Below are 25,338 nucleotides of genomic sequence, written 5' to 3'. Positions count from 1 at the left end.
TCGGAATCGATAACCGCTGAAAGCATCTAAGCGGGAAGCGAGCCCTGAGATGAGTCATCCCTGACCCCTTGAGGGTCCTAAAGGGCCGTTGGAGACCACAACGTTGATAGGTGGGGTGTGTAAGCGCGGTGACGTGTTGAGCTAACCCATACTAATTACCCGTGAGGCTTAACCATACAACACCCAAGAAGTGTTCTAAGGCTTGTAGCAAATACCAAGCGAACTACTAATTCAGTGATAATGACCTAGTCGTTATTTACGTCAGCTTTCTAGATTAAGAATTTGCCTGGCGGCCATAGCGCCGTGGAACCACCTGATCCCATGCCGAACTCAGAAGTGAAACGCGGTAGCGCCGATGGTAGTGTGGCATTCGCCATGCGAGAGTAGGACACTGCCAGGCACCCAATACAAGAAACCCCGCTCATCGAGCGGGGTTTTTTATTGCCTGAAAATCAGCAAATCGCCTGATAATGGCTCCGTTTTATTCCTCTCCCTTTGAATTCCTCGTCTTCCCCGTCGGTTTAACTCATAAAAAATGGCCTTGGCAGAGTAAAATGGTGCTTTATCTGGTCGGAGATAGCCCATGTTTTGTCCAAAATGCGGTGCTCAAACCTTGCAGAGCATCAGCCCCAAAGAGTTTCGTTGTGGCTGCGGTTTTCATTTTTTCCAGAATGTGGCGACTGCGGTAATGGTGGCGCTTTGCTGGCAGGATGAGGTGCTGGTTGCGGTGAGCGCGGGCAATCCGGGCAAGGGGTTGCTGGATCTGCCGGGAGGATTTGTCGATCCCGGCGAGTCGCTGGAGGCGGCGCTGGTGCGCGAGTTGCAGGAGGAGCTGGGGCTCGATGTTAGCGCCCAACCTTTTAGCTATCTCGGTTCATTCCCCAATATCTATCCCTACGATGGCATCACCTATCACACCTGTGACACCTTTTTCGCCATCAGGCTGAGTGAAAAACCTGTCATCCAGCCGGCTGACGATGTGGCCGCCTGTCAGTGGCTGAAGATCAGCGATATCCCCTTGCCCCGCTTTGCTTTCGAATCGACGCGCACAGCTATGGCGCGGTTGCAGCAATCCCCTTTGCAGGCCTGATCCCTGCTGATGACGATGGGGATTGGCAGCGACCATCCCTGTCTCATCCTTGTCCGCTTTTGTCCCGCAGGCGCCATTCGTCAGACGGTGAGTGGTATAGTCAGCAGTGGATCCGGACTCAAGGAGCATATCGTGAAGAAGATAGTTCTCATCTTGCTCGGCATCGCTGTGGCGGTCTTGCTGGCCATAGTGACGCTGATAAGCCTTATCGACCCCAATCAATTCAAGCCCCAACTGGCTGAACAGGTGCGCAAGAGCACAGGCCGGGAACTGGTGATGGCGGGAGAGATTGACTGGCGTTTCTGGCCGAGTCTCGGCCTCTCGCTGGAGAAGGTTGCTCTGCGCAATCCGGCTGGCTTTGCCGAGCCGGATCTGATTCGTTTCGAACAGGGTGAGGCCTCGGTGGCCCTGTTGCCGCTGCTCTCCCATCGTCTGGAGATTGGCAAGGTGACCCTGAGTGGCGCCCATCTCTTTATCCAGACCAAGGCGGATGGCAGCTCCAATCTGAGCGGACTGATCAAAGATGCCACTGCTGATGCAAGCGCACCGGTCGTCCCCGCAACCCCTGCGCCAACCGCTGATAGCAAGCCCTGGCAGATCAGCTTGCAGGGTGTCGCGCTCTCCCAGGCCAGTGCGCTGGTACAGGATGATCGCAGCGGCACCTCGCTGCGACTGGATCGCCTCGATCTCGATATGGGGCAGCTGGCCACCGATCAGTGGGTACCCGTGACGCTGGCCGCCAAGGGGAGTGCCGACAAGCTCGCTTTCGACGTTAAAGGGCAGACCCAGATCAAGCTGACGCAGGAGGTGATGGCCAGTGAACTGAAAGATTTGAGCCTCAGTGGCAGCCTGAGTGACCCGTCCCTGCGACTCGACAGTTTCTCCATCAAGGGAGACCGACTGGCTCTGGGTGAGTGGAGCAATCTCGCGTTGGCGCTGAAAGGTACCAAGGTAGAGGGGCAGCAAGCTTCACTGGCTGGTTCGCTGGAAGGAACGCTCAAGGGACGGCTCGATAAAGAGATGAAGCTTGCCGAACTCTCCGATATGGTGCTGACCGCAGCGCTGGAAGGTGATGCGCTGCCACGCCCGCAGATGAAGCTGAAACTGGCCGGGTTTGCCCGTGCCGAGCTCGACAAGCAGTTGATTACCCTGAGCAAGCTGGTGATGAGTGCCGATGAGGCGCTGTTGAGTGGTGATGGAACCGTGCAGCTTGGCGCAGTTCCCTCCATCAGCTTCGATCTCAAGGGGGAGAAGCTGGATCTCGATAAATGGCTCGCCAAATCGGCACCGACCACACCAGCGCAGGCGAAAGAGGACAAACCGGCGGCCAGCGCCCCCAACGCCGCTGCAAGTGGCAATAAAGCGGTAACCGGCAAGAGCGAAGCCCTCTCCGCGGTCGAACCGGATCTGGGCGCGCTCCAGGGGGTGGATCTGGATGGTCGGCTGCAACTCGGCAGCTTGCGTCTGAAAGGGCTGGATCTCGGTGCTGTCGATCTGCAGGTGGTTTTGGCCAAGGGACTGCTGACGCTCAAACAGTTCAGCGCGACCGTGGCGGGCGGTCAGGTAAGCGCGAAAGGGGTTCTCGACGCACGCCAGCAACCCGCCACCTACAAGGTGCACAAGCAGGTGGCCGGAGTGAACATTCGTCCCTTGCTGCAGACTCTGGCCCAGAGCGATCTGCTGGAGGGTAAAGGCGATCTCGATGTGCAGGTGCAGGGGCGTGGTCTCTCCGCGCTGGCGCTGCGCAACGGGATGCAGGGCAAGGTGACCTTGAAGCTGAGTGACGGTGCCCTGCACGGCATCAACCTGCCGGAGATGATCCGCGAGGCGCGGGCCACCCTCACCGGCAAGGGGGCCGAGCAGGTGAAGGAGGCGCGCAAGACCGACTTCAGCGCCCTGACCGCCAGCTTCCAGATTGCCGATGGCATCGCCCGCAGCAACGACATCCAGCTCTTTGCGCCGGCCTTGCGGGTCAAGGGCGAGGGGCAGACGGCGCTGGTGCCGGAGAGCCTCGACTTCCTGTTCCTCACCTCCATTGTCGAGAGCAGCAAGGGGCAGGGGGGCAAGGATGTGGATGAGCTCAAAGAGATCACCATTCCGGTGCGGATCGGCGGTCACTGGCAGGCACCCAGCTATCAGCTCGATGTGAAGGCGCTGCTCAGCAACAACAAATTGCTGGAGGATAAGGCGCGCAAGGAGGCCGAACGCGGCCTCAAGAAGCTGCTGGGGGACAAGGCCGACAATGAAGCCGTCAAAGGGGTGGCTGACCAGCTGCTCAAAGGACTGTTCAAATAGGTGACGGTTCATATGGGCTGGCGGGAGCCGCTCCAATGCCGTTAGCGGTTGACCGGATGTCAGCGCCATTGAAAAATGGCGCTGACATTTTTTATGGCGCAGTGATCTGCTGCGTCTTCATCCGGAGTCATCTCGAGTTGAACCCATGCGCCTGATCCTGCTGCTCTGCTCCCTGATCTGCTACGGCATGGCGTATCCCGTGCTGGCCGGGCCGCTGGCGGATCGTCTGGCGGGCGAGCTGGCCAGGCAGGTTCCCGAACATACGCTGCCCCTTGACGAGGTACAGCGGCTCGACCGTCGCCTGATTGCTCCCGACTCCCTCTATCCCGCCTGGCAGCGCTATCCGCTGCGCCAGCTGCAGGCCATCTATCGCTACCAGCAGGAGTGCGGAACAGAGAATGACTTGCCCGCCGAGTGGCTGCCGCTGCTGAGGGCGCTTTGTGGCCAAGGTGCTAAGCCCTCGACCAGCTGGTTTGCCGCTCACCCAATCTATCCGCTGGGCGGCTCCAGCGTGGCTCGCTGGCTGGCAGGTCATCCGGCGGCCGGGCTCGACGTTCTGCTCCATGTGCGGGAGCGGCGCGACCGGTTGGGGCAGCTCGGCGAGCTCGATGATGACAACCTCGACGCCCTGCTGCGGGGCGAGCGCTGGCTGCTGCAATCGGGTCAGATCTGGCTGCTTGCCGATGGGCAGTGGCGCCGTTATGGTGCCGGGCAGTGGCAGCCGCAGGCCGATCGGCTTGGCGTGACGCTGGATAGCCGTACCGCTGGTACTTGTGAAGAGCGAGTCGGAGCGATCTGTTTCAATACTCGCCCCACGCTTGACTGGCAGTGGCTGGCGCTGGCCAGTACGTTTGGCTTTATCCTGTTGCTGGGGTGGGCCAGCTGGCAGCGCTGGCGCCTGCTGCGGGAGCGGCGCATCGCGTTGCAGATGCTGACCCACGAGCTGCGCACTCCCATCATGGCGCTCTCCGGCATCAGCGAGGAGCTGCGCCACGATTTCGACCGGCTGCCCCCTTCCGCCCAGCAGAGCGTGGGGCAACTGCTGGGCAGTGTCGCCCGCCTGCATCAGCTGGCGCAGGCCAGTCGCCACTATCTGGCGGCTGAGACTCTGGAAGATGAGCGGGTGGCGGTCAGTCTCACCGAGTGGCTCACCCTGGCTTGCGAGCGGCATGACGCCACCTTCTGCCTTGAGCGAGAGATGACTCTGGCGCTCCCCTTCTACTGGCTCGATCTCGCCCTCGACAACCTGCTGCGCAACGCCAGCCAGCATGGCCGTGCACCGGTTCGGATCTGTGCCAGCTGGCAGGCGAGGCGTTTGATCCTCGCGGTCAGCGATGGCGGCGAGCTGCCAAATTACCGGCTCGCTACCCTGCTGCGCCGCGGTGCCCGTGCCGATGGTCTGGGGCTGGGGCTTGCCATCGTACGCCATCTGCTGCGCCGTCTTGGCGGGTGCCTCGCCCTATCCGGCCCGCCCACCACCTTCACCCTGACGCTGCCCTGCCAACTCTGGAGCGACCCCGAATCATGAAGACCATCCTGCTTGTCGAAGACGAGGCATTGCTGGCGGAGAACCTGCAACGCTATCTGACCCGCGAGGGGTATCGCTGCCTCTGGTGCGACACCCTGGCTGCGGCGGAGCAGCAGTGGCTGGCGGCGGATCTGGTGTTGCTCGATCGCACCATGCCGGAGGGGGACGCTCTCGACTGGCTGCCCCAATGGCTGGCGCGCAAGGCGCTGCCGGTGATCGTGCTCACCGCAAGGGTGGAGGTGAGCGATCGTGTGGCCGGGCTCGACGCGGGGGCGCGCGACTACCTGACCAAACCCTTCTCCCACGACGAGCTGCTGGCACGGATCCGGGCCCAGCTGCGTCAGTTGGGGGATGGCACTCAGGCGGTGGGCGGCTTGCAGCTTCATCCCGCCCGGATGCAGGCGAGCTGGCAGGATGCGGAGGTGAGCTTTACCCCCACCGAGTTTGCCCTGCTCACCCTGCTGGTACGGATGGCGGGGCGGGTGCTGAGCCGGGAGGAGATCCTCAACCGGGTGTGGGGCTATCAGGCGTTTCCCTCCACCCGCACCGTCGATACCCATATTCTGCAGCTGCGCCAGAAGTTGCCCGGACTGGCCATCGAGACGGTGCGCGGCATCGGCTACCGGCTGGAGGTGGCACAGTGAAGCACACAAGGCTGGCTGGGCTGCTGTTGGTTCTAAGCGTTGGCTTGCTGAACGCAAGCTGCGTGATGGCAACCGATCGCCTCCTGGAAACCGAGCGCGCCGACCCGCTGCAACCGGCTACCTTGGCGCTGTTGCAGGGAGATAACCGGCACGCCTGGCAATCTTTGCAGCAGGCTTGGCCAGCCCTCAACAGCGATGCCGAGCGCCGTAGCTGGCAGGGGATGCTGGCCGCGCTGAGTGCCCAGCACTGCGGCAAGGATTTCCCACTGACCTTGCCTGATGGGGTGAGCGAGCTGCGCCTTGAGCTGATCCAGCGCGATGCGCCGCTGCTGCGGGACTATCGGGTGCAGCTGACCGGGGAGGGGTCCATCACCGCCGCTGAACTTATCGATCCCGCTGGCCATGACCGGCTGGCTGGCGCCCAGTGGGAGGCGGAAGAGAATAAAGGGGTCAGGGTCGTGGGGGCCGATCTACCGACGCCTTTACCAGCCGGACTCTATCAGCTGCGGCTGACGGTGGCGGGCAAAGCGTGGCAGGTGGTGCTGCCGCTGCCTGCGGTGCAGGATCTGGACTGGCTCTCCCGCTCGCCGCTGGCGGTGGCCACTCCCCCCGCCAACCCTGCTTCTTGTACGCCGCTCTGGCTTGAGCAGACTGTGCTGGCTCGCCCGCAATACTCACTGCTGTGGTGGAACCGCCTGCCTCTCGATGGCAAGGTAGGTTGGCCTGCAGCCACGCCCGACAGCTGGCGCACCCTTTCGCTGGTGCAGACCAGCCAGCGTGGCCAGCTGGTGTTGCAGCTGAGCCACAGTCAGGCGGGGCCGGTGGAGTGATGCCGGGTGATTGAGTCGCTGCTTCTGGCAAAGATTGTTTCGCAGGTGCAATGACTGTTACTTTTTTCTGATGTTATTTGCAACAATTGGCCAGTGGATGGTGGTGGCTATCAAACAGGAAATGGCAGAGCAGCCTCTCCGTTTTGGCTCTGGGCTTAATCCTGACATTGCCCTGACAATCTGAGCCTGCCGATCTGCTGCAATGGCGGCTCCCGTTTGTATCAGGAATCACCGACCATGACCTCTTTCCCCGTGCTAACGAGCCGGTTCCGCCTGCTGCTGTTGATGCCGCTGTTCTCCCTGCCTGCCGAGGCGCTGACTCTGGCCAACGATCAGTGGCGCATCGAGCTGGATCCCGCCACCCTGGCGGCCGAGGCTGTGCTGCCATCAGGCCAGCATCTTGTCATCTCTGCCCCCGGCCCGCGTCAGCCGGTCACCGCCTTGCAGCAGGAGGGGGAACGTGCCAGCTGGCTGACCCGTGCCGATGGCGAGGTGCGTGCCTCTGCCCGTCTCGAGAGCAACCGTCTGATCCTCACCCTGAACCGTGCAAGTGCTGGCGAGCTGGTGTGGCCGCGAGTGCCGGCAGGGGCGCAGGCGCTGATGCTGCCGATCCACGAGGGTTTTCGCATCCCGGTTGATCATCCCGAGTGGCGCAAGGCGCTGGCGCAGGAGTATCAGGGGATCAATACCACCGAAAATCTCACCCTGCCGCTGGTCGGGCTGGATCACGGGGATCAGCAGCTGGCGATCCTCTTTGCCAACCCCTTCAACAACCGGCTCACTTTTACGCCCGGGAAAGATGGCATTGCCCTGACGGCGACCCATAGCGTCAATCGCCTCAATCTGACCGACCCCTATGAGGTGGCGGTCTCGCTGCAACCGGGCAACGACTGGCTGGCGGCGGGCAAGGCTTATCGCAGCTGGCTGCAGGAGCGGGGCGAGCTGGTCTCGCTCGAGAGCAAGCTGGCGGCAGTACCGGATGGCAAGCGGCTGATCGGTGCCTCTCACCTCTATCTCTGGGGCGAGCGACTGCTGGTGCCACAGGATGTGAAGAGTTGGCCCGTGCTGCGCCGCCTGATCCCCGCCGACTGGCTCAAGGGGGAGAGCAAAACGGCGCTGCAAGCGCCCGATCTTGAGCGCAACCGCTATCTGCAAAATCTGGTATTGGCCGGAGTTGAGCAGGCGCTCGTGCTGCGCCATCCGGGTCAGCAACCGGCCGATTTCGCTGCCCGGCGTGAGCTGGCGGCCACGCAACTGGGGGCTGCGCTCAACGAGCCGCAGAGTTGGGGTGATGGCAGCTCGGCCAAGATGATCGCCGCTCTCAAGCAGGCTGGACTACCCAGACTCTGGCTGGGGCTGCCCCAGTGGACCGCCGGTTTTGCTGCGCCAGAGGGGATTGAATTTGCCAAACAGGCGGGCTATCTCATCGCCCCTTACGACTCTTACGATACCGCGCTGCCGGAGGGGAATCGCCAGCAGAGCTGGCTCACCGCCCAGATGGGGCAGGATATTTACCTGCGCTGCGGCATCATGCAGGAGAACGGCCGGCGCAAGAGCGGCTTTCAAAAGAGCGGCGTTTACACCAATCAGGCCTGCGTGCGCCCGGTGATGGAGCAGCGAGTGCCCAAATTGCAGCAGGCGAGCCACTACAACAGCTGGTTCCTCGATGTGGCGGCGACCGGTATGGTGTTTGATGACTTTGACCCGGCCAAGCCGACCAGTCAGGCGCAGGATGCGCAAAACCGGATGGCTGGGATGGCGTGGATTGCCAGGAGTCAGGGGGTGCTGGTGGGCTCCGAGGAGGGCGGCGCGGTTGCCAACCGCACCGCGGCCTTTGCCCACGGCCCCCAGACCAGCGGTTTTGGCTGGCAGGATCCCGATATGCGCCGCAACAAGCGCTCTCCCTACTATCTGGGAGCCTGGTATCCCGACTATCAGCCCGCGTTCTTCTTTCGCCAGAGCCATCTAAAACCTGAGTATCAGGGGCTCTACTTCGATCCGGCGCTGCGGTTGCCGCTGTTCCAGAGCGTCTTTCACGACAGCATAGTGACCACCCACCACTGGACGATGGACAGCCTCAAATTCAGGGAGAGCCGTCAGGTGACCGAACTGTTGCAGCAGCTCTACAACGTGCCGCCGCTGCTCAACCTCAGTCTGGATAGTGCCAGCGTGCGCATTCCCTATCTCAAGGGGCTCGATACCTTCTTCCGCCCGCTGCATGAGCGGCTCTACAACCAGCCACTCACCGGTTTTCGCTGGCTCGACAAACGAGGAGTGGTGCAGCAGAGCGAGTTTGCCGATGGCACTCGACTGATAGCCAACTTCGGCCCGGCCACCGAGCTGGCAGGGATAAAACTGGCCGCTCAAAGCGTGCTGGCGCTGCTGCCCGATGGCAGCCAGCAGCAGTTTGTTTCGCAACCGGATGGCGCCCGCTAATCGGGTGTTCTGGCTTTTATTTCATCAGAGGATGCTGTGGCAGAACTTTTCATGTATAGATGAACGTTCTGCAAAATAGATGAGAGGTAGTTCTGATGATTGAGAGTGAAGTGATTAGAGAGGTAAACCATCCGGCGTGGCCGCTGGTCTGGCAGATCTATGGCGAGAGTTTTCCCCGCTACGAGCAGCGCCAGTCACAGCATCAGCCACAGAAGATGCAGGATCCTCGCTATCACTGCCAAATCTTTTATCAGGACGGCCTGCTGCTCGGTTTTATCTTCTGGTGGGCGTGCGACGAGCAGATCTATATCGAACATCTGGCCATTAATCCGGCGCTGCGCGGCCGCAACTACGGCAGCCGCCTGCTGGCCGAATTTTGCGAGCGGGCAGGCAAAACCGTCATTCTCGAGATCGATCCGCCAGAGGATGAGATTGCCATTCGCCGTCTGCGCTTCTATCAGGGGCTGGGCTTTTGTCTCAACGACTATGCCCATCTCCACCCGCCCTATCATCCTGACTATCAAGGTCATGCCCTGCGGGTGTTGAGCTATCCGGGGCTTCTTGAGAAAGAGGCCTATCAGCGTTTCAACAGCATGCTGGTGGAGACGGTGATGGATCACGGCTGAGCAGCCGCAGGAATGCTGTTTTACCGATAAGAGAAGGGCCCGCCTGAAGCAATTCAGGCGGGCCCTTTTTCATTGCCGCTGGCGGTAATTACTCCCCCAGCAGGGTTCGCCAGACGGCGAGTACATGGCTGCGTTCACTCTGCAGCTGATCGTCGCTCACCTTGCGGGAGATCTCCGAGAGGTTGAGGCGATGGCCGAGGTTGCGGATCTCCAGATAGGCCTGCTTCAGCCCCTCCGCCTGCTCCAGGGTCAGCACCCCCGCCATGACGCACTCGTCGAAGATGCGTACGTTATCAGACCAGCGGGTGAGGGCATCGGGTTCGCCGCAGGCGTGGGCCAGCACCAGATACTGGGCGATAAACTCGATATCCACCATGCCGCCGGGGGACTGCTTGAGGTCGAACTCGCCAGCACCCGCTTTCAGCAGATGATCCCGCATCTTGTGGCGCATCTCGCGCACCTCGCGGGCCAGGGTCGGCAGCTCCCGCTCCTTGGCCAGCACATCGCGGCGGATACGGGCAAACTCGGCAACGATGGCATCATCGCCATAGATGGGGCGAGCCCGCACCAGCGCCTGATGCTCCCAGGTCCAAGCCTCGTTTTGCTGATACTGCTCGTAGGCCGAAAGCGACGAGACCAGCAGGCCGGAGTCGCCGGAGGGGCGCAGCCGCATATCGATCTCGTAGAGAATGCCGGAGGGGGTGCGGGTGCTGAACAGGTGCAGGATCCGCTGGGCCAGGCGCAGGTAGAACTGGCGGCTGTCGATGGGCTTGCGGCCATCTGTGTAGCTGTTGGGGTCGCCGCCGTGCAGGAATACCAGATCGAGATCCGAGCCGTAACCCAGCTCGATACCGCCCAGCTTGCCGTAGGCCACCACCGCAAAACCGCGCTGGCCGCTGGTTGCCACCTCGGGCGGCACCCCGTAGCGCTCGCTCATCTGGGCCCAGGCCTGATTGACCACCTCTTCGGTGATCGCCTCCGCCAGCCAGGTGAGGTGGTCGCTCACCTTCATCAGCGGCAGGGCGCCGGCGATGTCGGCCGCCACGATGCGCAGCAACTGCACCTGCTTGAACTGGCGCAGCGCCTCCATCTGCTGCTCCACATCTTCCTCGGGGATGCGCAGCAGGAACTGGCGCAGCTGGGGCTTGTACTGGTCGAGCGGGGTGGGGTGGTAGAGGTGCTGGGGATCGAGCAGTTCGTCCAGCAGGATGGGGTAGCGGGCTAGTTGCTCGCTCACCAGATGGCTGGCGTCGCACAGCCGCACCAGCTGGCGCAGGGCGCCCGGGTTCTCCGCCAGCAGTTGCAAATAGGCGCTGCGGGTGAAGATGCGGGTCAGCAGCTCACAGACCCGTTCGAACAGGCGGGCGGGTTGCTCGCTGGCGACCACCAGCCGCAGCAGCTCCGGCATCAGCCAGTCCAGCGCGATGCGCCCCTGCGGCCCTACCTGACGGCGCTTGTACTCCTCCTTGAAGCGCAGCAGCGCGGCACAGAGCGGGGCGGGCTCGGCCACCCCCTGCGCAGTCAGCAATTTTTCCAGCTCGGCGGCGTCGAGCTCGGTGCGCCAGAGATCGAGCCAGAGCTGCTCCAGATGGGCGGGGGCCTCCTTCTCTTCCCCCACCACGGCGGCGAACTCCTGATGGACGGCGGCCATCTCCTCATCCAGATAAGCCATAAAGGTGCCCCAGTCGGCAAAGCCGAGGGCGGCGATCAGCCGCTGGCGATCCCGCTCCTCGGTGGGCAGGGTCTGGGTCTGTTGATCGCCGATCTCCTGCAGAATGTTTTCGACCCGGCGCAGGAAGCGATAGGCCGTCAGCAAGCGGTCGCAATGGGCGGATTCGAGGGCGCCACATTGGGCGATAGCGGCCAGCGCTTCGGGCAGGTGGCGCACCCGCAGCGCCGGTTCACGACCGCCGCGAATAAGTTGCAGCGCCTGGGCGATAAACTCCACTTCGCGAATGCCGCCTGCTCCCAGCTTGATGTTGCCCTCCAGCCCCTTGCGGCGCACCTCGGCGGCGATCATCGCCTTCATCTGGCGCAGGCCGTCGATAACGCCAAAGTCGATATAGCGGCGAAACACGAAGGGGCGCAGCATCTCGGCCAGCTCCACCGCGTGCTCGCACTGGGGCCCCAGTACCCGCGCTTTGACCATGGCGTAGCGCTCCCAGTTGCGGCCGTGGTGCTGGTAATAATCCTCCATGGCGGCGAAGGAGATGGCCAGCGGCCCCGCATCGCCAAAGGGGCGTAAGCGCATATCGACCCGGAACACCTGACCATCCTGAGTGGGCTGGTGGAGGGCATTGATGATGCGCTGGCCCAGCTTGATGAAAAATTGCTGGTTGGCGAGTTCACGCCGCCCGCCGACCGTGTAGCCGTTCTCGGGGAATGTGAAGATAAGGTCGATATCCGAGGAGAAGTTGAGCTCGCCACCTCCCAGCTTGCCCATACCGAGAATGAGCAGCGGCTGCGGGTTGCCATTGCCGTCCATCGGGGTGCCCTGCTCGCTGCACTGTTTGGCGTAGAGCCAGTCGCGAGCGGAGCAGATCAGGGCATCCGCCAGTTTGGTGAGATGGATAAAGCTCTCTTCCACTTCAGAGTGGCCCAGCAGCTCGCGCCAGGCGATCACCAGCATGCGGCTGCGGCGGAACTGGCGCAGGATACGCTTGAGCGCCTCTTCATCGCTTACCTCGGCGAGCAGGGCGGTCAGATCGCGCTGGTAGGTGGGCCAGCGTTCGGCCTGATCCAGATCCCCGGAGGCGAGCAGTTCGGTCAGCAACTCGGGCTGTTTGAAGAGGGAGTCGGCGACAAAATCGGAGAGGCCAAGCAGGGTCAGCAGGGGCTGGCGAACGGGCTCGGGCTGGTTGCCATAGTCGGGGGCCAGCTCGACCAGTCGCTGCCACTGGCACTCGGCCTGTTCTTGCAGCAGGGGGGAGAGGGCGGAGAAAGAGGGAGAGTGCTGGGCCACGGTTGCCGTCCTTGTGGTTCACGACAGCGGGTTAACGACACGAGGTTAACAACGCTGCCGGTTCAAAATGGTGGCTGCCAATCTAGCACTGTCAGGCCCCCGCGTCACAGCGCAGGGGCGAGAAGCATGATCCGGCAAATAAAAATGGGCTCCCTGTCGGGAGCCCATCGGATTGCACTAGTCATTATCAGTGACTGTCGACCCAGACGAACTTGAGGACGAACAGCAGGGCGACCACCAGTACGCAGGGGTTGATCTCACGCCAGCGACCGGTGCCCGCCTTCATCACACAGTAGGAGATAAAGCCCACGGCAATCCCTTCGGTGATGGAGAAGCTGAACGGCATCATGACGGCGGTCATAAAGGCCGGTACCGCTTCGGTCAGGTCTTCCCACTTCACCCGGGTCAGCTCGGAGCACATCAGTACGCCCACATAGATAAGCGCGCCAGCGGCGGCGTAGGCCGGCACCATGGCGGCGACCGGAGAGAAAAAGATCGCCAGCAGGAACAGCAGGCCGACCACGATGGCGGTCAGACCGGTACGGCCGCCGACGGCGACGCCGGAGCTGCTCTCGATAAAGGCGGTGACCGAGGAGGTGCCCATGAAAGCGCCGCCGACGGAGCTGACGCTATCCACCATCAGCGCCTGTTTCATGCGCGGGAAGTGCCCCTTGTCATCGGCCAGCTTGGCGCGGTTGGTGACGCCGATCAGGGTGCCGGAGGAGTCGAACAGGTTGACCAGCATAAAGGAGAAGATGATCCCGGCGAGGCTGATATCGAGCGATCCCATCAGATCCAGCTGGCCGAACACCGGCTCGATGCTGGGGGGCATGGAGACAAAGCCCTTGAAGGTGACATCGCCAAACAGCCAGCCCAGACCGGTAGTGACCACGATGGCGATCAGCACGGCGGAGTGGACGCCGCGGGCGGAGAAGATGCAGATCAGGAAGAAACCGAGCAGACCCAGCAGGCAGGGCAGGGAGGTGAGATTGCCCACGGTTACCATAGTCGCGGGGCTGGCCACCACGATCCCGGCGTTGTGCAGGCCGAGCAGGGCGATCAGCAGACCGATACCGGCGGTGATGCCGACCCGCAGGGTGAGCGGGATGTTGCCGATCAGCCAATAACGCACCCGCAGCAGGGTGAGGATCAACAGACCCATGGCGCCCCAGAAGATGGTACCCATGCCCACTTGCCAGGAGTAACCCATGCCCGCGACCACCACGAAGGCGAAGAAGGCGTTAAGGCCCATGGCGGGGGCCAGCGCGATCGGCAGGTTGGCCAACAGGCCCATCAGGATGCTGCCGATACCGGCGATGAGGCAGGTGGTGACGAACACGGCCTGGGTGTCCATGCCCGCAGCAGAGAGGATCTGCGGGTTGACGAACACGATGTAGACCATGGTCAGGAAGGTGGTGATACCGGCGATCACTTCGGTGCGGGCGGTAGTGCCATGGCCTTGCAGGGCAAACAGGCGCTCAAGCAATCCTTGCCCGGCAGCCTGATTGGCAGCTTGGTGTTGTTGATTCATGTTGGATTCCAATAGGTGACGTGAAATAAGCAGCAGGGGAACGGGCTATCCCATCCATGCGGGGTAAATTGCCCTGTTTCTGGCGGTTAAGTAACCAGACTCGTCCTGATACCGTGACAGCGCGCACATTTTTACACAGGCGGCGCCGTTTACAAACCCCGGATCTGCGAAGCAGATCAATGAATAGAGTAAAAATTCAAACGTTTGCTTTTTGAGCATTAAAAAAGGTTCTCAGCAGAGAACCTTTTATCGAAAATTGGGGGCTTACAGGGTCTTGAAGTAGCGCTCGACCAGCTGGGCCAGCACCGAGTCGAGCCGGTCTTGAACCTCACCCAGTTCACGGCCGAAGCGGCGCAGAAAGAGGCTTGCCTGCTCTTCGGTCAGCTTGCGCCCCTCGATAAAGAACTCCTGCTCCGGCAACTGCTTGTCGTAGCGGGGGATCAGCACCCAGCTCACCAGCTCGGGCTCCACGGCGGCAAAAATCTTGGCGGCAGCAGCACAGAAGGTCTCTATGTGCTCCTTGCCATCCGGCCCGAGGCAACCCGGTTCAACCCGGATCTGGATGGTGAGTTTTTTCTCTATGGGGGTCGTCATCGTGCTACATCCATGCAAAGGCATCCGTCTAGGATTGTAAGTCAAAAGGCAAGAGAAAGGGGAGCCGAAGCTCCCCTCAGCACGCAGTCAGCCTTATTTGGCGATGCGCTTATATTTAGCGCGGTGCGGCTGGATCGCCTCGGCGCCGTAGGTCTTCTTCTTCCACTCTTCGTATTCGGTAAAGTTACCTTCGAAGAACTCGATCTTGCCCTCATCCTGATAGTCAAGGATGTGAGTGGCGATACGGTCGAGGAACCAGCGGTCGTGGGAGATGACCATGGCACAACCCGGGAACTCCAGCAGGGCGTTCTCGAGGGCGCGCAGGGTTTCGATATCCAGATCGTTGGTCGGTTCATCCAGCAGCAGCACGTTGCCGCCGGTCTGCAGCAGCTTGGCCAGATGCAGACGACCGCGCTCACCACCGGAGAGCTCGCCAACCCGCTTCTGCTGATCGGAACCCTTGAAGTTGAAGCGGCCGATATAGGCGCGGCTCGGGAACTCGTAGTTGCCGATGCGCAGGATATCCTGACCGTCAGCGACCTCTTCGAAGACCGTCTTCTTGTCATCCATGCTGTCGCGGAACTGATCGACAGAGGCCAGCACCACGGTTTCACCTAGCGTGATGGCGCCGGAATCCGGCTGCTCCTGACCCGACATCATGCGGAACAGGGTCGACTTACCGGCACCGTTCGGGCCGATGATGCCGACGATGGCACCCTTCGGAATGGCAAACGACAGATCGTCGATCAGTACACGATCACCGTAGGATTTGCGCAGGTTGGCCACTTCAACCACCTTGTCGCCGAGGCGCGGTCCGGGCGGAATGAACAGCTCGTTGGTCTCGTTACGCTTCTGGTAGTCGTTGGTGTTGAGCTCTTCGAAGCGAGCCATACGGGCCTTGGACTTGGCCTGACGCCCTTTCGGGTTTTGACGAACCCACTCCAGCTCTTTCTCGATGGACTTGCGGCGAGCCGCTTCGGAACTGGCTTCCTGCGCCAGACGTGCGTCCTTCTGCTCCAGCCAGGAGGAGTAGTTGCCTTCCCACGGGATACCTTCGCCGCGGTCCAGCTCCAGGATCCAGCCCGCCACGTTGTCGAGGAAGTAACGGTCGTGGGTGATGGCCACAACAGTGCCTTCGTAGTCGTGCAGGAAGCGCTCCAGCCAGGCCACGGATTCCGCATCCAGGTGGTTGGTCGGTTCGTCCAGCAGCAGCATGTCCGGCTTTTCCAGCAGCAGACGGCAGAGCGCCACACGGCGGCGCTCACCACCGGAGAGGTGCTTGATCTTGGCATCCCAGGCCGGCAGGCGCAGGGCATCGGCCGCACGCTCCAGCTGGTTTTCCATGTTGTGACCGCCCTGGGCCTGGATGATGGCTTCCAGCTCGCCCTGTTCGCGGGCCAGCTTGTCAAAGTCGGCATCCGGGTCGGCGTAGGCCGCATAGACCTCGTCCAGACGAGCCATGGCGCGCTTCACCTCGCCAACGGCCTCTTCGACCGCTTCGCGTACGGTCTGCTCCGGCTCCAGCTTCGGCTCCTGCGGCAGGTAGCCGATCTTGATGCCGGGCTGCGGACGGGCTTCCCCTTCGATCTCGGTATCGATGCCGGCCATGATGCGCAGCAGGGTCGATTTACCAGCGCCGTTCAGACCCAGCACGCCGATCTTGGCGCCCGGGAAGAAGCTCAAGGAGATGTTCTTGAGAATATGACGCTTAGGCGGCACTACCTTGCCGACCCGGTTCATGGTGTAAATAAATTGAGCCATTGGCTAATTCTCTTCCTTTTCAGCAGGTTAATGTCTTGGCATTAACAGACTGATGTCGTGGTGGGGCCAGGTCGACACAGGTCAACCGGGTTCCAAAAAACCCGTCGATTGTAAACCAACGGACGAGGGGGGGCAAAGGTGGCACCCGGCTGTGTCTCCCCTTTGCCGGAGCGGTCACGCCTTGCTGCATCAGCCGTGCAATTTGGGCATGATGTGGGCTGCCGTTTTGTTCCGGAGCCGTCATGAACCCATCTCCTCAAGCCCCTTCACTGGCCGCCTTTCTCTGCACAATGGGATTGGACGCTGCCCTGAGCGAAGCCATCAGCCTGCGCTTGCCACGGCAGACGCTGCGCGCCGGTCAGGCACTGTTGGCGCAAGGGGCAGAGCAGGAAGCTGCCTTCTATATCGAAGCGGGCATCGCTCGCGCCTGCCACTACACCCGGGACGGACAGGAGCGCTGCAAGGAGTTCTACTTCGAAGGGGAGCTCTGCCTGCTCTATGACAGCTGGCTCACTGGGTCGCCCGCCCGCTACCAGCTGGAGGCGCTGACGGAGTTGCAGGTAGTTCGGGTGCCGCTCGCCCTGCTGGAAGAGCCCGCCTGGCAGCCAGTCTGCATGGCCCTGCTACGCCAGCAGCTCGGTTACAAGGAGCGCAAGGAGGCATTTTTGCTGCTCCACTCTCCCGAGGAGCGTTATCGGGAGCTCTGCCACACCTTCCCTCACTGGCCTGCGCGGCTCACTCAGGTGCAGCTCGCCAACTACATCGGCATCAGCCCGGTCACCCTGTCACGGATCCGCAGGCGCATTAACACGGGTTAATGCCGCTCTCCGACCATCCCCTCATGCTGCGCCATCCAAATGGCGGATGAGGTGTGGATGATGTCGCTGTTTCTGTGGTCGCAGCTGGTGGTGAGCCTGGCCTTGTTGCTCGATCTGTTGTCGTTTCAGTTGCGGGCGCGCCGCAGGATCCTGGCCTGTCTGGCCCTCTCCTGCGCCCTCAATGCCGGTCACTTTGCCCTGCTCGGGCAGTGGTCGGCCGCCAGCCTGTTGCTGCTGGCCAGCATGCGCTTTCTGGTCAGCATCTGGCTGGTTCGCCGCATCTTGATGTGGTTTTTCATGGGGTTGGCCTGTGCGGCGGCGCTGGCGACCTATCAGGGCTTGCTCTCATGGATCGGGCTGCTGGCTAGCTTGCTGCAAACCCGGGCCGCGTTTTGCCCGGATGATCGCCTTTTGCGGCGCTGGATGCTGCTCGGCACCCTCTGCTGGCTGGTTAACAATCTGCTGGTGGGCTCACCGGTCGCCGCGCTGATGGAGGGGCTGTTTCTGGTCAGCAATCTGGTGGGTTACTACCGTCACTATGGCTTCGATTATTGGGGGCGTGGTCGCCACAGTGGCCGCAGAAAGAGGCGTGTGCCGCCTTCCGATCGGGCGAGCTCCTGACCTCCCGCTCAGGGCTGCTTGTGGCCAGCGAAGTAGAGCACCCGTTTCACATACTCCTGCGTCTCGTCATAGGGTGGGATCCCGCCATAGCGCTCCACCGCTTTTTCCCCGGCATTGTAGGCCGCCGAGATCAGCACCCAGTTGCCATCGAAGCGGCGATCCAGCCATTTGAGATAACTGACGCCACCCTTGATGTTCTGGGCCGGATCGAATGGCCGGGTTACCCCGAACCGTTGCTGGGTTTCGGGGATGAGCTGCATCAGCCCTTGGGCATTCTTGGGGGAAACGGCACGGCTGTTGAGATTGGATTCGGCGATGGCAATCGCCAGTACCAGCCGGGCATCCACCTTATGGTGTTTGGCTGCGTGGCGCAGCATGGTGACCAGTTTTTGCTTGGCAGGAGGCTGGCGGGCAACCCAGGTGTCGACATTGAAGGGGGTGGAAGGGAGCCCGGCCAGATAGCCACCCTGACTGCCATGGATCCCGATGCCGCACTGATCACCCATGGGAGCATTGCCGATGCGGGCGTTGTAGTAGCGGGCAGCCTGTCGGTTACCAAGGCGCATTGCCATGGCGAGGTAGCTGTTGGCCAGCTTTGCGCTGCGTACCGAGGCGGGGCCGGTGGCGAGCAGGCGGCCGATCCGGAAATATCCTTCGGGATTGCCGGTGCTGGCGGCGACACAGTAGAGGGTGATGGCCTTTTGCAGATTGCCGTGTTGCTGGGCCACTTGACCCTGCTTGATCGCCGTCAGCGCCTTGGGGGCCTGTCTGAAATCCCTGCCCTGTGCCATCGCCCGCGGCGTACCTGCCAGTAACAACGACAAAAAAAGCAGCAAAAACAGTCCGTTTTCGCTGATGTGCCTCATGGGTTATCTCCTGTTTGAGTACAGAAGATATAGAGGAACATGGCTGCTATCGCCACGAACCCAGTGGATCCTGTTGTTATAGCCGGTTGATTTCAGAGAGCAAAACGGTATGGAACTAACGGTATCTCGACAGTTTCACACCATTTTTCATCCGGTTAAAAGTCGTGGTGATACTCCTGCTCATCCAGCACGGCGGGAGGAAGCGCGCGATAGAAGCTGCCAATTTCGCTGACAACCCAGAGCGAAAGCAGGGCCAGCAGGCTGAGCAGGGGAAGCAGAGAGTGGCTCTGGGTCAGGGCATAGGCCGCAATGGCGGCACCGGTCAAAAGCAGGGTTCGGATCATGGGTGGCTCCTTGTCGTCATGGGGGGGTTGCGTGGCCACGGACAGAGCACCTGGGGTCGGGAGTTGTTCCCGGGTGGCACGAAGCGCGCTGAGTATATCGCGTCATGCCGCTGCCGATCCGTGGTGTCATCACACTTTCCATAGTCATGGGTTTCGTATCGAGTTGAGCCCCACCAGATGCGGGGCCAGTAATGGTTTGACGGTCAGAAGAAACCGCCGTTGTTATCGTCACTGTCGGCCCAGCCGCCACTCAGGTTATCGTCGTCGAGAAAACTGCTGCCAGCATCGGGAGGTGAATCCCAGCCGTCCCAGCGTACCGGTTCCGCATCGACCGGATTGGCGATGGGCGCTGGCTCTATGATGTCGATGATCTCCTCGGGCCGATTGTTGTGAAACAGTCCGCCGATCATATCGGCCAGCATCACGCCACCGGCCACACCGGCGGCGGTTTGCAGGGCGCCGCCCAAAAAGGAGCTGGCACGGGGTGCTAGCTGGGCAGGAGCGGATGCCGGTGGCGGCGTAAAGCGCGGAGGAGGGCTGCTTTCGCTACCAAACAGGCCGGAGAGAAAACTGCCACCATTTGGGGCGCTCTGGCTGGCTTCCAGCTCCTTGACCCGCTCGTTGAGGCGAGTAAGGGCAGCCTGCTGAATTAGCAGCGCCTGGGCCATGTAGTAGGGGGCATCGGGCTGCTGGGCCAGATGCTGGCGGATCAGCTGATCCGCTTGTTGGTCTCGCTTGCTATCCCTGGCTTGCGCTTGCTTGAGGCGGTCGAACAGTCCATCGATCAGACCCTGTTCCTGTGATTGCATCTCAAATCCTCGCTATGGTGCGCAGACAGTGCGTTTAGCCATCCTAAAACCCGCGGGGCATCAGTGGTATCTGATTAACTCATCAATGACTGAGGGGCTACCCGCGCTCGTCAGCGGGCGGGCCGGTAGTAGTCGAGATACCAGCGGACAAACTCGGCAACCCCCTGCTTGAGGGGCGCAGCGGGGCGCAGGCCGGTGAGGGTGTGCAGCGGCTCGCTGTCAGCCCAGGTGACGTGCATGTCACCTGCCTGCATCGGTAGCATCCGCTTGATGGCGGGTTTGCCGATGGCCTCTTCCAGAGCCTCGATAAAATCGAGCAGCCGCACCGGCTGGCCGTTGCCAATATTGAGGATGCGGTAGGGAGCTGCGCTCTCGGCCGCGCTCTGCTCGCTGGCGTGCCAATCGGGATTGGGGCGGGGCGGCTGGTCGGCCACGGCGAGGATCCCCGCGACGATGTCGTCGATAAAGGTGAAGTCGCGGCTGAGATCGCCGTTGTTATAGACGTCGATAGGCTCTCCCGCGAGGATGGCGCGGGTGAACTTGATTATGGCCATGTCGGGCCGACCCCAGGGGCCGTAGACGGTAAAGAAGCGCAGCCCTGTGGTGGGCAGGCCATAGAGCGCCGAGTAGGCGTGGGCCATCAGCTCGCCGCTCTTCTTGGTGGCGGCGTAGAGGGAGACCGGGTGATCCACCTGCTGCGCAGTGGAGTAGGGCATCTGATCCCCCATGCCATAGACCGAGCTGGAGGAGGCGTAGATGAGGTGCTGAATCCCGTGGTGACGACACCCCTCCAGCACCGTCAGCATGCCGGTGAGATTGCTGTCGGCATAGGCGAACGGATTGTCGATGGAGTAACGCACCCCCGCCTGCGCCCCCAGATGGATCACCCGCTCGAAACGGTGGCTGGCAAACAGGGTCGCCATCGCTTCGCGATCTGCCAGATCCAGCCGCTCGAAGCGAAAATTGGGGAAACTGGCCAGTTGGGCCAGCCGCGCCTCTTTCAGACTCACCTCGTAGTAGTCGTTGAGGTTGTCGATCCCCACTACCCGATGACCAGCGGCGCACAGCTGGCTGGCCACGTGAAAGCCGATAAAGCCGGCGACGCCGGTGACCAGATAGATCATGGTTGAGTCTCCGGGTTGCAACTTGTGTTGGCAGGCTGCTTTTTGGCGGGAAGATGTGGTCGCCCGATGGCGTGATAGTCAAACCCGAGTTCGCTGAGCTGGCGCGGCTCATAGAGGTTGCGGCCATCGATGATGACAGGCTGGTTGAGCAGCGCTTTCAGCTGCTGGAAATCGGGGGCGCGAAACGCCTGCCACTCGGTACAGATCAGCAGAGCATCAGCCCCTTCCAGTGCCGCTTCCTGAGTCGGGCAGAGCAGCAGATCCGGCCGCTGGCCGTAGATCTGGCGGGCGCGCTCCATCGCCTTGGGATCAAAGGCCTGCACCCGGCCACCGGCAGCCCAGATGGCGGCCAGCAGCGGGCGGCTCGGCGCATCGCGCATGTCGTCGGTGCCGGGTTTGAACGCCAGCCCCCACAGGGCGAAGGTGCGGCCGCGCAGATCCGGCCCGAAGCAGGTCCTCAGGGTTTGCGCCATCTTCTGTTGCTGGCGCTGGTTGACCTGCTCGACCGCCGCTAAAAGCGGGGCGTCGCAGCCGACACTCGTCGCGGTATGGCGCAACGACTTGATATCTTTGGGGAAGCAGGAGCCGCCGTAGCCGCAGCCCGGGTAGATAAAGTGGTAACCGATGCGGGGATCGGACCCCATCCCCTGGCGCACCGCCTCGATATCGGCCCCCAGTTGCTCGGCGAGGGCTGCCATCTCGTTCATAAAGGAGATCTTGGTGGCCAGCATGGCGTTGGCGGCGTATTTGGTGAGCTCGGCGCTGCGCAGATCCATCACCACGATCCGGTCGTGATTGCGGTTGAAGGGGGCGTAGAGGGCACGCAACAGCTCAAGCGCCCGCTCGCTGTCACAGCCGATGATGATGCGGTCCGGCCGCATGCAGTCGTTGACCGCCGCTCCCTCCTTGAGAAACTCGGGATTGGCGGCCACCTCGCAGGCGAGGTCTAGCCCACGCTCGGCCAACTGCTGCTCAATATGTTCCCTTACTTGCTGCGCCGTGCCGACCGGCACTGTGCTCTTGGTCACCACCAGCTTGGGGCTGCTCATCAGTCGGCCTATGGTGTCGGCCACTGCCAGCACATGTTGCAGATCGGCCGAGCCATCCTCGTCAGCCGGGGTGCCCACGGCGATCAGCAGCAGGTCGGCGTGTGCCACGGCAATGGCGGGATCGACCGTGAAGCTCAGGCGGCCGCTTGCCAGATGACTCTCGACCAGCGGGGCCAGCCCCGGCTCATAGAAGGGGATCTGCCCCAGCCTGAGGGCGGCGATCCGCTCGTCATCCACATCCACGCAGCAGACCTGATGGCCCACCTCGGCCAGAACGGCGGCCTGCACCAGCCCGACATAGCCTGTGCCAAAAATGGTGACCTTCATGAAAAGTGCCTCGTGCTGTGAATGGGGGGATGATGCGCTTAAACCGCGGCATGCTGCATCTTGGTGCAGCGAGTGTCAATGCCAGATGACAGGCACCAGAATGGGGCGTTCAGCCAGACTGTTGTGATCCTTTTCACAAAAAATAGACTGGACCCCATAACGAAGCCCTGTGGACAGGGCTCGCAGCCCGCCAGCAACGGCAGGCGACAGACACTCTCTCTTTACTTCGCTTGGATACAGGTTATGGACAACACCTCGATTCGCACTGCCCATCCTATTTATGAGGATGTGCTGGCCCTGCTGACGGCGGCCGGCTTTGTTTCCCTCGGCATCTTTCTGTTTCATCAGGTTGGCCTGCTCACTGGCGGTACTGCCGGGCTGGCGCTGCTGCTGCAAAAAGTGACCGGCATCAGCTTCGGCCTGCTGTTTTTCGGCATCAACCTGCCCTTCTATGCGCTGGCGTGGCTGCGGATGGGGCCACGTTTTACCTTCAACACCTTTGTCTCGGTGGCGGCGGTCTCCTACATGACCGATCACCTCAACGGCGTGTTGCAGATCGGCAAGATAGAGCCCCTCTATGCGGCGCTGATCGGCGGTACCCTGATTGGTATGGGGCTGCTCATCATGTTCCGTCACAAGTCGAGTCTGGGGGGCTTCAACATTCTGGCGCTCTTTATTCAGGATCGCTTTGGCATCCGGGCGGGCAAGCTGCAGATGGGGCTCGATTGCGCCATTGTTGTTGCCTCGTTTTTCGTGGTGCAGCCCTGGATCCTGGCGCTCTCCATCGTGGCGGCGGTTATCTGTAATCTGGTGTTGACACTCAACCACAAGCCCGGCCGTTACCAGATTGCCTGACAAGCTGCGGCAGTGGCTCGATAAGACAAGCGTGACCCGATAGCACGAGGCGGCCTGATGGCCGCCTCGTCTGTTTCTACCCTGATGTTTGTTCGCTGCGCCTAGCTCGCCTGCTCCAGCCTGCTGTCGCCGCTCATGGCGTTGCCACTGATGGCGCTGCCGCTGATAGCGTGACCACCGACGGCGAGCGGGGTGTGACAGGCCACCTGATGATGGGACTCATCACACGCCTCAAGCCTTGGCGCCTTGCTTCTGCACAGCTCGGTCGCATGGGGGCAGCGCTGGTGGAAGTGGCAGCCGCTTGGCGGCGAGATGGGGGAGGGCACATCGCCGGTCAGCAGAATGCGCTGGCTGCGTCTGCGCGGGTCCGGTACCGGAATGGCGGAGATCAGCGCCTGGGTGTAAGGGTGGCGCGGCGTCAGATAGAGTGACTGGGCATCCGCCAGCTCGACGATGCGTCCCAGATACATCACTGCGATGCGATCCGAGATATGTTTGACCACCGACAGATCGTGGGCGATGAAGATGATGGAGAGGTTCATCTCCCGCTGCAGGCTGAGCAGCAGGTTGACAATCTGCGACTGCACCGAGACATCGAGGGCCGAGACTGCCTCGTCGCACACCAGCAGCTTGGGCTTGAGGGCGATGGCGCGGGCGATGCCGATCCGCTGGCGCTGACCGCCGGAAAACTCGTGGGGGTAGCGATCTACAGCGCTGCCCGGCAGGCCCACTTTTGCCAGCAGCTCTTGCACCCAGCCGCGCCGCTGCTCAGTGTTGCCTTTACCGTGGATGATAAAGGGCTCCTCCAGGATCTGGCCCACGGTGTGGCGGCTGTTGAGGGATTCTGCAGGGTCCTGAAACACCATCTGCATCTCCTGACGCAGGGAGCGCATCTCCTTCGGGCTGAGGGCGGTGATGTCGCGCCCCTCGAAGGTGATGGTGCCTGCGGTCGGCTCGAACAGCTTGAGCAGGCTGCGCCCGAGGGTGGACTTGCCGCAGCCCGACTCACCCACCAGCCCCAGCGTCTCCCCCTGCTTGAGATCGAAGCTGATGCCATCCACCGCATGAACCGTATATTGCTTGCGCAGGAACCCGCCTCCCAGCCGGAAGTGCTGTTTCAGATCCCTGACCGATAACAGAGTGCTCATACGGTCAACTCCTTCCAGTAGTGACAGGCGACATGGTGGCGCGGATTGAGTTGCTCCACCGCCGGAATGGCGCTGACACAGAGATCGGTCGCGTGGGGGCAGCGGTTGGAGAAGCGGCAGCCAGCGGGCATCTCGTGTAGGGCTGGCACCTGTCCCTTGATGGTCTTGAGCAGGCTCTTGGGCTCATCCTCGAGCCGCGGGATCGAGCTCATCAAGCCGTGGGTATAGGGGTGACGCGGGTGGTCAAACAGCTCGAACACATCGGCCTGCTCTACCGCCCGTCCGGCATACATCACCACCACTTCGTCGCACAGCTCAGCTACTACCCCCAGATCGTGGGTGATAAAGATGATGGCCATCCCGGTTTGGGCCTGTAGCTCTTTCATCAGTTCGAGGATCTGGGCCTGAATGGTGACATCCAGCGCAGTGGTCGGCTCGTCGCAGATAAGCAGGTCTGGCTCGCAGGAGAGCGCCATGGCGATCATCACCCGCTGGCGCATGCCGCCGGAGAGGTTGTGAGGGTAAACCGCAAAGCGCTGGGCCGGTTCCGGGATCCCCACCTTCTGCAGCATGGCAATGGCCGCGGCTCTGCGCTGGGCCTTGTCATACTCGGGGCGATGGAGGCGAAACACCTCCATCAGCTGCTCCCCCACCGTCTGCACCGGGTTGAGGGCCGTCATCGGCTCCTGAAAGATCATCGAGATGCGGTTGCCGCGCACCTTGTACATCTGATCCGGCGCAAGCGACAGCAGCTCCTCCCCCTGAAAGCGGATGGAACCGGCCACCACCCGACCGTGGGGCTTGGGCAAGAGCCCCATGATGGCGAGTGAAGTGACACTCTTGCCACAGCCAGACTCGCCGACGATCCCCAGCGTCTGACCGGGGGCCACCTTGAAGCTGACCCCGTCGAGCACCTTGATCTTGCCGTCGTCGACGGCGAACTCCACCTCGAGATCGCGTACTTCGAGGATTGGGGCCTGGTGCTGGCAGTTATCAACGGCGAACTCCCCCCCGTTATCCGGTACGTCAAGAATGGGGGCCTGAGTGTTGGGCATAACGGCTGATCCCTTCGCAATGGCC

General features: G+C 61.8%; 21 protein-coding genes and 2 rRNA genes. 12 read left to right on the top strand and 11 right to left on the bottom strand.

Features of this window, described 5'->3' with window-relative positions; translation table 11 throughout:
- From ACB040_RS03270 to ACB040_RS03230, 9 genes are all read left to right on the top strand, one after another.
- Positions 1 to 176 (top strand): 23S ribosomal RNA (locus ACB040_RS03270); the annotation flags it as partial.
- A 109-nt stretch (positions 177 to 285) separates the two neighbouring features.
- Positions 286 to 400 (top strand): 5S ribosomal RNA (rrf, locus tag ACB040_RS03265).
- 183 nt (positions 401 to 583) lie between these two features.
- Positions 584 to 1,090, top strand: a complete 507-nt coding sequence (locus ACB040_RS03260) for an NUDIX domain-containing protein (protein ID WP_338772433.1) — start codon at positions 584 to 586, stop codon at positions 1,088 to 1,090.
- Between the two features lie 132 nt (positions 1,091 to 1,222).
- On the top strand, positions 1,223 to 3,385 hold the full coding sequence (locus tag ACB040_RS03255) for an AsmA family protein (protein ID WP_338772431.1): 2,163 nt from the start codon (positions 1,223 to 1,225) through the stop codon (positions 3,383 to 3,385).
- 145 nt (positions 3,386 to 3,530) lie between these two features.
- Positions 3,531 to 4,913, top strand: coding sequence for a DUF3404 domain-containing protein (locus ACB040_RS03250; RefSeq protein WP_371153206.1), 1,383 nt, complete (start codon positions 3,531 to 3,533; stop codon positions 4,911 to 4,913).
- Complete coding sequence (locus tag ACB040_RS03245) at positions 4,910 to 5,557, top strand: response regulator transcription factor (RefSeq protein ID WP_216961044.1); 648 nt, start codon at positions 4,910 to 4,912, stop codon at positions 5,555 to 5,557. Before ACB040_RS03250 ends, ACB040_RS03245 begins: the two co-directional genes overlap by 4 nt.
- Positions 5,558 to 5,622: 65 nt before the next feature.
- Complete coding sequence (locus tag ACB040_RS03240; protein ID WP_371153204.1) at positions 5,623 to 6,387, top strand: DUF2861 family protein; 765 nt, start codon at positions 5,623 to 5,625, stop codon at positions 6,385 to 6,387.
- Positions 6,388 to 6,624: 237 nt separating this feature from the next.
- Positions 6,625 to 8,823 (top strand): glycoside hydrolase, encoded by a 2,199-nt coding sequence (locus ACB040_RS03235; RefSeq protein WP_371153202.1) that lies wholly within the window; start codon positions 6,625 to 6,627, stop codon positions 8,821 to 8,823.
- Positions 8,824 to 8,918: 95 nt separating this feature from the next.
- Complete coding sequence (locus tag ACB040_RS03230; RefSeq protein ID WP_371153200.1) at positions 8,919 to 9,449, top strand: GNAT family N-acetyltransferase; 531 nt, start codon at positions 8,919 to 8,921, stop codon at positions 9,447 to 9,449.
- Between the two features lie 88 nt (positions 9,450 to 9,537).
- Here ACB040_RS03230 and glnE read toward each other — a convergent pair whose 3' ends face one another.
- The 4 genes from glnE to ettA form a co-directional block, all read right to left on the bottom strand.
- A complete protein-coding gene (glnE, locus tag ACB040_RS03225) occupies positions 9,538 to 12,411 on the bottom strand; it encodes a bifunctional [glutamate--ammonia ligase]-adenylyl-L-tyrosine phosphorylase/[glutamate--ammonia-ligase] adenylyltransferase (RefSeq protein WP_371153198.1) in 2,874 nt (957 codons plus the stop codon).
- A 187-nt stretch (positions 12,412 to 12,598) separates the two neighbouring features.
- Positions 12,599 to 13,942: an NCS2 family permease gene (locus ACB040_RS03220; protein WP_005343409.1), complete on the bottom strand. Its 1,344-nt coding sequence runs from the start codon at positions 13,940 to 13,942 to the stop codon at positions 12,599 to 12,601.
- A gap of 264 nt (positions 13,943 to 14,206) precedes the next feature.
- Positions 14,207 to 14,536, bottom strand: a complete 330-nt coding sequence (locus ACB040_RS03215; protein ID WP_005343410.1) for a hypothetical protein — start codon at positions 14,534 to 14,536, stop codon at positions 14,207 to 14,209.
- Positions 14,537 to 14,629: 93 nt separating this feature from the next.
- Positions 14,630 to 16,297 (bottom strand): energy-dependent translational throttle protein EttA, encoded by a 1,668-nt coding sequence (ettA, locus tag ACB040_RS03210; protein WP_005338959.1) that lies wholly within the window; start codon positions 16,295 to 16,297, stop codon positions 14,630 to 14,632.
- Between the two features lie 242 nt (positions 16,298 to 16,539).
- On the opposite strand from ettA, the gene ACB040_RS03205 reads away from it, so the two are divergent.
- Together ACB040_RS03205 and ACB040_RS03200 are read left to right on the top strand one after the other, a co-directional pair.
- Entirely contained in the window at positions 16,540 to 17,115 is a 576-nt protein-coding gene (locus ACB040_RS03205; RefSeq protein ID WP_204482605.1) for a Crp/Fnr family transcriptional regulator, read from the top strand.
- Between the two features lie 57 nt (positions 17,116 to 17,172).
- Complete coding sequence (locus tag ACB040_RS03200; RefSeq protein WP_338772415.1) at positions 17,173 to 17,736, top strand: YgjV family protein; 564 nt, start codon at positions 17,173 to 17,175, stop codon at positions 17,734 to 17,736.
- Positions 17,737 to 17,744: 8 nt separating this feature from the next.
- On the opposite strand, the gene ACB040_RS03195 is transcribed toward ACB040_RS03200, so the two are convergent.
- From ACB040_RS03195 to ACB040_RS03175, 5 genes are all read right to left on the bottom strand, one after another.
- Entirely contained in the window at positions 17,745 to 18,602 is an 858-nt protein-coding gene (locus tag ACB040_RS03195) for a lytic transglycosylase domain-containing protein (protein ID WP_338772414.1), read from the bottom strand.
- A 155-nt stretch (positions 18,603 to 18,757) separates the two neighbouring features.
- Positions 18,758 to 18,946, bottom strand: coding sequence for a hypothetical protein (locus ACB040_RS03190; RefSeq protein ID WP_043822919.1), 189 nt, complete (start codon positions 18,944 to 18,946; stop codon positions 18,758 to 18,760).
- A gap of 203 nt (positions 18,947 to 19,149) precedes the next feature.
- Entirely contained in the window at positions 19,150 to 19,755 is a 606-nt protein-coding gene (locus ACB040_RS03185; protein ID WP_338772412.1) for a DUF2076 domain-containing protein, read from the bottom strand.
- A gap of 110 nt (positions 19,756 to 19,865) precedes the next feature.
- Positions 19,866 to 20,879 (bottom strand): NAD-dependent epimerase, encoded by a 1,014-nt coding sequence (locus tag ACB040_RS03180; protein WP_338772410.1) that lies wholly within the window; start codon positions 20,877 to 20,879, stop codon positions 19,866 to 19,868.
- On the bottom strand, positions 20,876 to 22,255 hold the full coding sequence (locus ACB040_RS03175; RefSeq protein ID WP_371153193.1) for a UDP-glucose/GDP-mannose dehydrogenase family protein: 1,380 nt from the start codon (positions 22,253 to 22,255) through the stop codon (positions 20,876 to 20,878). The genes ACB040_RS03180 and ACB040_RS03175 overlap by 4 nt, the downstream gene beginning before the upstream one ends.
- Before the next feature lie 243 nt (positions 22,256 to 22,498).
- Between ACB040_RS03175 and ACB040_RS03170 the strand changes: the two genes are divergently transcribed.
- Complete coding sequence (locus tag ACB040_RS03170; protein ID WP_005349421.1) at positions 22,499 to 23,110, top strand: YitT family protein; 612 nt, start codon at positions 22,499 to 22,501, stop codon at positions 23,108 to 23,110.
- A 101-nt stretch (positions 23,111 to 23,211) separates the two neighbouring features.
- Here ACB040_RS03170 and ACB040_RS03165 read toward each other — a convergent pair whose 3' ends face one another.
- Together ACB040_RS03165 and ACB040_RS03160 are read right to left on the bottom strand one after the other, a co-directional pair.
- A complete protein-coding gene (locus tag ACB040_RS03165; protein ID WP_371153191.1) occupies positions 23,212 to 24,258 on the bottom strand; it encodes an ABC transporter ATP-binding protein in 1,047 nt (348 codons plus the stop codon).
- A complete protein-coding gene (locus ACB040_RS03160) occupies positions 24,255 to 25,313 on the bottom strand; it encodes an ABC transporter ATP-binding protein (RefSeq protein WP_371153189.1) in 1,059 nt (352 codons plus the stop codon). Before ACB040_RS03160 ends, ACB040_RS03165 begins: the two co-directional genes overlap by 4 nt.
- Positions 25,314 to 25,338 lie beyond the last annotated feature (25 nt).

The sequence above is a fragment of the Aeromonas sp. S11(2024) genome (genome assembly GCF_041402345.1).
Lineage (GTDB): Bacteria > Pseudomonadota > Gammaproteobacteria > Enterobacterales > Aeromonadaceae > Aeromonas > Aeromonas veronii.
The sequence above is the reverse complement of the archived record's forward strand: the minus strand, read 5'-3'. Positions and strand labels throughout refer to the sequence as shown.

What these genes read in the sequence shown, in the direction of transcription:
- ACB040_RS03260 (WP_338772433.1), top strand. Translation starts at nt 584, where the DNA reads ATGTTTTGTCCAAAATGCGGTGCTCAAACCTTGCAGAGCATCAGCCCC.
- ACB040_RS03250 (WP_371153206.1), top strand. Translation starts at nt 3,531, where the DNA reads ATGCGCCTGATCCTGCTGCTCTGCTCCCTGATCTGCTACGGCATGGCG.
- ACB040_RS03245 (WP_216961044.1), top strand. Translation starts at nt 4,910, where the DNA reads ATGAAGACCATCCTGCTTGTCGAAGACGAGGCATTGCTGGCGGAGAAC.
- ACB040_RS03240 (WP_371153204.1), top strand. Translation starts at nt 5,623, where the DNA reads ATGGCAACCGATCGCCTCCTGGAAACCGAGCGCGCCGACCCGCTGCAA.
- ACB040_RS03235 (WP_371153202.1), top strand. Translation starts at nt 6,625, where the DNA reads ATGACCTCTTTCCCCGTGCTAACGAGCCGGTTCCGCCTGCTGCTGTTG.
- ACB040_RS03230 (WP_371153200.1), top strand. Translation starts at nt 8,919, where the DNA reads ATGATTGAGAGTGAAGTGATTAGAGAGGTAAACCATCCGGCGTGGCCG.
- ACB040_RS03220 (WP_005343409.1), bottom strand. Translation starts at nt 13,942, where the DNA reads ATGAATCAACAACACCAAGCTGCCAATCAGGCTGCCGGGCAAGGATTG.
- ACB040_RS03215 (WP_005343410.1), bottom strand. Translation starts at nt 14,536, where the DNA reads ATGACGACCCCCATAGAGAAAAAACTCACCATCCAGATCCGGGTTGAA.
- ettA (WP_005338959.1), bottom strand. Translation starts at nt 16,297, where the DNA reads ATGGCTCAATTTATTTACACCATGAACCGGGTCGGCAAGGTAGTGCCG.
- ACB040_RS03205 (WP_204482605.1), top strand. Translation starts at nt 16,540, where the DNA reads ATGAACCCATCTCCTCAAGCCCCTTCACTGGCCGCCTTTCTCTGCACA.
- ACB040_RS03200 (WP_338772415.1), top strand. Translation starts at nt 17,173, where the DNA reads ATGATGTCGCTGTTTCTGTGGTCGCAGCTGGTGGTGAGCCTGGCCTTG.
- ACB040_RS03195 (WP_338772414.1), bottom strand. Translation starts at nt 18,602, where the DNA reads ATGAGGCACATCAGCGAAAACGGACTGTTTTTGCTGCTTTTTTTGTCG.
- ACB040_RS03190 (WP_043822919.1), bottom strand. Translation starts at nt 18,946, where the DNA reads ATGATCCGAACCCTGCTTTTGACCGGTGCCGCCATTGCGGCCTATGCC.
- ACB040_RS03185 (WP_338772412.1), bottom strand. Translation starts at nt 19,755, where the DNA reads ATGCAATCACAGGAACAGGGTCTGATCGATGGACTGTTCGACCGCCTC.
- ACB040_RS03180 (WP_338772410.1), bottom strand. Translation starts at nt 20,879, where the DNA reads ATGATCTATCTGGTCACCGGCGTCGCCGGCTTTATCGGCTTTCACGTG.
- ACB040_RS03175 (WP_371153193.1), bottom strand. Translation starts at nt 22,255, where the DNA reads ATGAAGGTCACCATTTTTGGCACAGGCTATGTCGGGCTGGTGCAGGCC.
- ACB040_RS03170 (WP_005349421.1), top strand. Translation starts at nt 22,499, where the DNA reads ATGGACAACACCTCGATTCGCACTGCCCATCCTATTTATGAGGATGTG.
- ACB040_RS03165 (WP_371153191.1), bottom strand. Translation starts at nt 24,258, where the DNA reads ATGAGCACTCTGTTATCGGTCAGGGATCTGAAACAGCACTTCCGGCTG.
- ACB040_RS03160 (WP_371153189.1), bottom strand. Translation starts at nt 25,313, where the DNA reads ATGCCCAACACTCAGGCCCCCATTCTTGACGTACCGGATAACGGGGGG.